This window comes from Kitasatospora cheerisanensis KCTC 2395 (assembly GCF_000696185.1).
Lineage (GTDB): Bacteria > Actinomycetota > Actinomycetes > Streptomycetales > Streptomycetaceae > Kitasatospora > Kitasatospora cheerisanensis.
In genome coordinates this window covers 5736966-5744076 of sequence record NZ_KK853997.1, presented here as the reverse complement: position 1 = coordinate 5744076, position 7111 = coordinate 5736966, and the positions used below count along the sequence as shown (strand labels likewise).

The following is a 7111-nucleotide window of genomic DNA, read 5'->3' as shown; positions in this document are numbered from 1 at the left end:
CGGCGGGTGCGCGGGTGCCGGCGTCGTGGGCGGCGGGGTGGTGGGCGGCGGGGTGGTGGGCGGCGGGAGCAGTGTGTTGACGGCGGTGGTGGTGACCCCGTCGTCCAGGTGCTCGTCGTCGAGGACGACCGGCCCGAGCACCGGGCGCTCCGGGGTCCGGTAGCCGGGCGGCGGGGTGACTTCCTGCCAGTAGTACGTGCCTTCGTCGGTGACGGTGCGGCAGGTGCCGTCGGCCCCGGTGGTGCAGGGGTCGCCGACCTTGGCGTCCGCCGTGTCCCCGTCCTGCTGGAGGCCGTCGGACTTGTTCGCCTCCCGCCACAGCTGGAAGACCGCGCCCGGCAGCGGCTTGCCGTCCTGGTCGTGCTTGACCAGGCGCAGCGCGCCCTGCTGGCGGCCGAAGCCGAAGTCGAGGGTGTGGTCGTTCTGGCCGGGGCCGCCGGTGGTGAGGGCCAGTTCCGCCCGGGTGGTGGGCGTCCAGTGGTGGAGCGGGCCGCCCTCGGCGTAGTCGGCCGCGTTGTCGAGGCGGATGGTGTAGGCCGTCTTCGGCTTCAGACCGCCCGTCACGTTGGTGTCGTCGAAGTAGTACTCGCCGCGCGCGGTGGTCTTCGTGGTGCCGACCTTCTTGCCGTTGGCGTCGTACAGGTTGACGGTCGCGCCCACCACCGGCTGCTGCTGCGGGAGTTGCTTCCCGGAGCGCTCCGGGTCGTACCAGACCCGGTTGCCGATCTGCAGCGGGGCGCGATCGCAGAGCACTTCGAGGTCGCCGATCGAGGTGCCCTTGCCGAAGGCCGCCCGCTTGCCGGGGTTGAGGCGCACGCCCGCGCCGGGGTCCACGGTGCCGTCGCGCAGGGTGAACAGCGGGCCGTAGCCGTAGGTGCTGTCGTCCGGGTCGACGCCGGCGGCGGCGATGGAAGTCTCCACCTTGGACAGGGCGAGTCCGGCGTAGGCGGCGTTGGGGTGGAAGGTGACGCCGTTGATGGTGACCCGGCGGGTGTCGAAGAACTTGGTGCCGCGGGTGGTGCTCCCGCAGCCGTTGTTGACGTCCAGCACGTACTGGGCGCCGGACTTGCAGGCCTTGTTCAGGTCGCCGTTGGCCCAGACCGGGGCGGTCAGGTTGGCGCCGGAGATGCGGTCGGCGGCGCGGTCGCGGAAGGCCAGCAGCATGGAGCCGTCGGTCTCGAAGCCGATCTCGCCGAGCACCGGCTCGGGCTTGGCGAACGCGCTTCCGCCGCACGGCTTTCCGCCTTCGCCGACCGGCCAGACGTCCGTCCACGGGTACCAGCCCTCGCCCCGGCAGAGCGGGTCGGTGGCGCGGAAGTAGGAGGGCAGGCGCGGGTAGTCGAGCGGCTGGTCGAGCACGGCGGCGCGGAACTTCCCGGTGGCCGGGTCGAAGGGCAGCACGACGGCCCGCAGGTCCGCGGCCTTCTGGGTGGACTGGCCGGAGCAGACGCCGCCGACGTAGCCGGTGCCGTCCTGCATGCCGAGCCCGAACGGCCGCCAGTCCGCCGCCGACGGGCAGTCAGGAGCGGGGATGGCGTAGACGGCCTTGGGCTTGGCCGCGGTGGCCGCGGTGGCGTCGTAGCGGTACAGCTTGCGGTCGTGGAGGTTGACCACGTACAGGTCGCGGCCGTCCTCGGTGAGCTTCAGCCCGCCGAGGCTCTCCTTGCCGGGCGCCGCGAGGAAGCCGGTGTCGTCGCCCGCGTGCGCGGTGCCGCCGGCGCCGGGGACGGTGGCGAACAGCGCGGTGGTCTTCGCCGCCGGGTCGGTGACGTAGATCGCGCCCGGTCCGCCGGGCCCGTACGCGGTGCCCGCCTTGGCCTGGGCGGAGCTGAACAGCCGCTGGTCCTCGCGGTTCCACGCCAGGCCGAACACGGTGCCGGTCTGCACGCCGGTCGCCAGGTCGGTGATCTCCCCCCGGGCGTCGTTCATCCTCCGGGTCCGGTACGGGAGGCTCACCAGCGTGTGCCCGTCGGCCGGTTCGGTGGTGGCGGGCTGGCAGGCGGTGGCCAGCGGGGCGTTCTGCTGGCAGTAGTCGGACGGGTTCCACAGGCCGGTGACGACGGTGGCCTGCTTGCCCGCGGAGAGGTCGACGAACTCCCGGTCGCTGCTCAGCCGGTTCGGCGCGGACGCGTCGCGGGAGGCGAACGCCGGGTACAGCAGGCCGGGTTGCGGGTTGACCACGTCCACGCGGTACTTGCCGCTCGCGGTCGGCTTGGCGGGCTTCAGCGTGACGGTGCCGTCGGCGGCGGTGACCGCCGTGCGCACCGCGCCGTCCTCGCCGGTCAGGGTGACCGTCACCCCGGCCAGGCCCGGGTTCAGCACCGGGTTGTACGTCCCGCTCTCGTCGACCGCGCGGACCACCCGGACCGTCACCGAACCGTCGGCGGTGGCGGCCGGCGCGGACGCCGCCGGGCCGGCGGCAAGTCCGGCTGCCAGTAAGGCGGCCAGCGCGGCGGGGCGCCGGAGCCGCTGTCTCGTGGGGTGCACGTTCCTCCTTCGTTGCGGCGCGCCCCTCCCCCCGGGAGGGGCGCGCTGGATGGAGATTAGCGGGTACCGGAGGCAATTCGGAACTACTGCTTCCGTTTCATCGGATGCGGGCAACAGCACGACTGGGCACCAGACCTGACGCATGATCAGCAACGAGCGCCGGCAGGGGCCCTGTCGTCGCTGCCACGGCATCAGCCGGTCCGACGCCTCGTCCGTCACCGAGCCGCGGCGCGCTCGTCAAGTTCGGCAACACCGGCCACTGCGCGAAGTCGGGACAGTCGGGCGCGCATGTCCTGCACAGCGTCCTCGACCTTGACGGAGCGGATGCCGTCGGAGCAGTCAAGGAACTCGTGCCAGGCAGCGAGGGCACCGTCGACGTCGTCCTGGCGGAGGCGAACGGTGCCGAGGTCGGCGAGGACGATCGCCCGGCTGCGGCGGCGGTCGAGGCCGTGGACGTCCAGGGCATGGTGCAGGTGGTCCTGCGCGGCTTCGTAGTCGCCGAGTTGAGCGAGGATCATGCCGGAGTGGTGGGCCCAGCGCCCGATGCTGAAATGGGAGGCCCAGGACTCGCCGGGCTCCGGCGCAGAGCGCTCGATGTTGCTCTGCGAGGCGGCCAGGTAGTGCGTCGCGATCCGGCGGTCGCCGTCCCGGGCGGCGGCGTCGGACAGCGTGACCTGGTAGTACGCGAGGGCCTTGGGATCGTTGAGCTGCCTGGCCTCATCGACACAGGCTTCGGAGAGGCGGACCGCAGCGGCTCGGTGTCCGAGGTCAATGGCCTGGACAGCGAGTCCACGCAGAGCGGTGGCGGAGAGCTCGGAGTCCCGGGCCTCGGCGGCCAGGCTGTAGGAGTGCGCATAGTACTGCTGAGCGAGGCCCTGATTTCCTTCGTCCTGTGCCATCCATCCGGCGAGGTGGACGAGTTGGGCGGTCGCGGCATACAGATCGCGGCCGACGGCCTCGGTCCAGGTGCCGTTCAGCCAGCGGTCGACGTCGGCGTTGAGGTAGTGGACGACCAAGTGGCGGGCGTGGCCGCCGCCGAGTTCGGCGGCGGCGTCGCCGAGTGCCCGGGTCATCTGTCGGACGGCGGTGACCTCGCCACGTCCGACGCGGACGGTGCTGTCGGCCTGGAGGCGCGTTCGGCGGGTGATGCTGTCGAGGTCGGGCAGACCGAGAGCTGCGAGTGCGTATCCGCTGGAGGCCGCGAGAAATTGCCGTCGTTCCACGTCGCTCCTTCCCAGCGCGAGGACTGATGCCACGGTATCGCCAGGACGGGGATGCCCTTCGTCGGTTGGCGATCCACCGTGGGTGGCTGGTAGTTGGAGATCCAGAACGTCGATCAGGAACGGCATCCAGTACTTCGGGCTTCGGTCTCCGCGCTCCCACCGGGAGACCTGGTCACGCTGCGGCCCCTCGGCGCCCTTGCCCTCCGCGGCGCCGAGTTCCCTCCCGAGACGGCCTTGCGACCAGCCCTTCTTCGTCCTCGCGGACCTGATCACCGCCCCGATCGCATCGGCGTCGTCCGACACGAGCGCCCCTCCCCTGGCCGACCCGGGCCGACAACTGGCCCACAACTGGCCCACAGCCTGGCACCTGCCGCCTCGGTGTACACGGCTGTTGACTGAAAGTCAGCCGCTCGGGGCGGCCGATCCGCCTCCGACCTGACATTCAGTCAGTCTGCTGCGGCCTTCCCCTGTGGTCCGAGGAGAGACCGGTCATGCAGCGACGTTTCCAAACGGATGCGGGACGAATCGACGGGTTCGTCACCGCGTCCTGGCTTGCGCTGAACATCGCCGCCGCGACCCTGCTCGGCATCGCCGCGCACCAGGCCGAGACCACCGCCACCGTCTCACCGCCCGTCGCCGAACTGCCGGACAGCGTCCCGGCGGACGTCTGACCTGCTTCCCGGACCGGCTCCACCCCCTCGCCAACATTCTGGATGGGAGTGCCATGAAACGCCGTGCAGCCATGATCGGCCTGGGCCACCAGGCCGTGAAAGACCACCTCCCGGGCCTCACCGGGTCCAGCAGGGCCGAGCTGGTCGCCGTCTGCGACAGCGACCCCGACGCGCTGCGGGCCCAGCAACAGACCCACCGGGTGCCCGGATTCACCGACGTCCGCCAGCTGCTGGACGAGGTGGAGCCGGACTTCGTGATCGTCGCGGTGCCGCACCATGTCGGCCGCCAGGTCGTCCAGGAGTGCGCTGTCCGAGGCGTCCACGTGCTCAAGGAGAAGCCGTTCGCCACCTCCCCGGAGGAGGCCCGGGAGCTGGCGGAGAACTGCAAGCTCGGGCAGATCGAACTGATGGTCACCCTCCAGCGCCGCTTCAACCCGATCTGCACCAGCGCAATCGGCCTGCTCGACCAGATCGGCACGCCGTTCCTGATCGACGGCCAGTACACCTTCCACACCGACCGCCCCGAGGCCGGGTGGCGGGGCGATGTCCGGCAGGCCGGCGGCGGCTGCATCATCGACATGGGCTACCACCTGATCGACCTGCTGCTGTGGTACTTCGGGCTCCCAGACCGGGTGATCGCCGAGTTCTCCGCCACCGCGCTGCCCGACGCCGACTACGACGCGGAGGATACCGCCGTCGTCCAACTCGGCTACGGCGGCGGCCTCTACGGCTCCCTGCTGCTGTCCCGCTGGATGGCACCCAAGACCGAACGTCTCCACGTCGTCGGCACCCACGGCTCCGTCCTGCTGACCACGGGCACCGTCCAACGCTTCAACCTGGACGGCACCGTGGCCGAGGAACTGAGCCGCCCGCACGCCCCGGCCAGCGCCGCGACCGCCCAGATCGATCACTTCTGCCGGGTCATGGACGGCCGGCGCCCCAACACCTCCGGCCCCGACCAGCACCTCGCCCACGCCGCGTTCATCGCGGCCTGCTACCGCTCCAAGGCGGCCGGACGGTACGTCAACCCGAAGGAGATGCTGTGACCAGCACCCTCGCCCTGCTCGGCGGCGAACCCGCCGTCACCGCCCCCGGTCCCCACTTCCAGTGGCCGCCGATCGACGACACCACCCGCGCCAAGGTCGCCGCCCAACTGGAGACCGCGATCTCCATCCCCGGCCGCTCCGGCATCGTCGCCGACCTGGAGGACGGCCTCCAGGAGTACTTCGGCGTCCGGCACGCGATCACCACCAGTTCGGGCACCGCCGCCCTGCACACCACGTACTGGGCCGCGGGCGTCCGGCCCGGCGACGAGGTGATCGTGCCGGCTTGGACCTTCCACGCCACCGCCTCGCCGCTGTTCAGCCTCCGCGCGGTCCCGGTGCTGTGCGAGACCAGGCCGGACGGCAACATCGACCCGACCCGGATCGAGGAACTGATCACCCCGCGCACCCGCGCCATCATGGCCACCCACCTGTGGGGCCGGCCCGCCGACATGGCCGAGGTCGTCAAGGTTGCGAACACCCACGACCTGGTGGTCCTGGAAGACGGCTCGCACGCCCACGGAGCAAGCATCGCCGGACAGAAGACCGGTACGTTCGGACTTGCCTCGGCGTTCTCCCTCAACGGCCCCAAGCCGCTGTCGGGCGGCGAAGGCGGCTTCGTCCTCACCGACGAGGACGAGACCTACTACCGCACCGTCGCCTTCGCGCACTACAACAAGCGAGCCAGGAACGAGATCCCGGATGGCCATCCACTCGCGCGGTACGCGGCCACCGGCGCCGGCCTCAAGCTGCGCATCCACCCTCTGGCCGCAGCCCTCGCCCGCGACCAACTCGACCGCCTCGACGGCTACCTCGCCGGGCGCACGGAGATCGCCCGCTACCTCACCCGGCACCTGTCCGGCGTCCGTGGCCTGCGGCTCGCTCTGATGCCCGACGGGGTGGTTCCCTCCTGGTACGGGTTGACGGTCACCTACAAGCCGGACGAGCTCGGCGGCCTGCCGATCGAGACGTTCCACCGGGCGCTGATCGCCGAAGGAGCCACCGAATTCGACCGGCCCGGCTCCACCCGCCCCATGAACCTGCTGCCGCTCTACCAGCAGCCGGGTCCGCTGTTCCCCGGACACCCGCACTCCCACCGCCCTTACCAGGCCGGCGACTTCCCGATCGCCGAGCACGTCCATGCGCACACGATCAAGCTCCCGGTCTGGCATCGTGAGCAGGATCTCGAACTGGCCGAGCAGTACATCCGCGCGGCCGTCAAGATCAGCGACCATCACGAGGAGCTGCTGTGACCGTCACCTCCCCCGAGTTCGTGGCCGGCCTGGCGGCCGACGCCGAAGCCGCCGGCATCAGCGGCTTCGTCGCCGCCGCCGTCATCCGCCACGAGGGCCGGTTCCTGTTCGTCCGGCGCAACCCGGACGACTACCTGGGCGGCCTCTGGGAGATCCCGTCCGGCACCGTCGAGGACGGCGAGAGCATCCTCGACGCCGTGTATCGCGAGACCGCCGAGGAGACTGGCCTCACCATCAGCGAAATCACCGGCTACATCGGCCACTTCGACTACCGGAACAGCCGTGGCGGCACCACGCGGCAGTTCAACTTCTCCGCGACCGTGGAGAAGGCCGAACCCGTCGTCCTCACCGAACACGACGCGTACCAGTGGGCCCCGGCCAGCGAGCTGCCCGAAGTGACCGACGCGGTACGGAAATTGATTACCATCTGATCG

Annotated in this window: 6 protein-coding genes; 4 read left to right on the top strand and 2 right to left on the bottom strand. The window is 71.0% G+C overall.

Features of this window, described 5'->3' with window-relative positions:
• Both KCH_RS25950 and KCH_RS25945 read right to left on the bottom strand, forming a co-directional pair.
• On the bottom strand, positions 1 to 2487 hold a 2487-nt coding region (locus tag KCH_RS25950), incomplete at its 3' end, for an SdrD B-like domain-containing protein (RefSeq protein ID WP_051653456.1).
• 215 nt (positions 2488 to 2702) lie between these two features.
• The gene (locus KCH_RS25945) at positions 2703 to 4013 is read right to left on the bottom strand and encodes a helix-turn-helix domain-containing protein (RefSeq protein WP_244305436.1); all 1311 of its coding nucleotides are present in this window, start codon (positions 4011 to 4013) and stop codon (positions 2703 to 2705) included.
• Positions 4014 to 4201: 188 nt separating this feature from the next.
• Here KCH_RS25945 and KCH_RS37815 point away from each other — a divergent pair, with 188 nt between their 5' ends.
• From KCH_RS37815 to KCH_RS25930, 4 genes are read left to right on the top strand one after another with little or no spacing between them, the layout of a single operon-like run.
• The gene (locus KCH_RS37815) at positions 4202 to 4381 is read left to right on the top strand and encodes a hypothetical protein (RefSeq protein WP_051653455.1); all 180 of its coding nucleotides are present in this window, start codon (positions 4202 to 4204) and stop codon (positions 4379 to 4381) included.
• Between the two features lie 53 nt (positions 4382 to 4434).
• Positions 4435 to 5427 carry a Gfo/Idh/MocA family protein gene (locus KCH_RS25940; RefSeq protein ID WP_051653454.1) on the top strand — a complete coding sequence of 331 codons (993 nt, stop codon included), beginning with the start codon at positions 4435 to 4437 and terminating at the stop codon, positions 5425 to 5427.
• Complete coding sequence (locus KCH_RS25935) at positions 5424 to 6677, top strand: DegT/DnrJ/EryC1/StrS family aminotransferase (RefSeq protein WP_035866932.1); 1254 nt, start codon at positions 5424 to 5426, stop codon at positions 6675 to 6677. The genes KCH_RS25940 and KCH_RS25935 overlap by 4 nt, the downstream gene beginning before the upstream one ends.
• The gene (locus KCH_RS25930; protein ID WP_084223922.1) at positions 6674 to 7108 is read left to right on the top strand and encodes an NUDIX hydrolase; all 435 of its coding nucleotides are present in this window, start codon (positions 6674 to 6676) and stop codon (positions 7106 to 7108) included. The genes KCH_RS25935 and KCH_RS25930 overlap by 4 nt, the downstream gene beginning before the upstream one ends.
• Positions 7109 to 7111 lie beyond the last annotated feature (3 nt).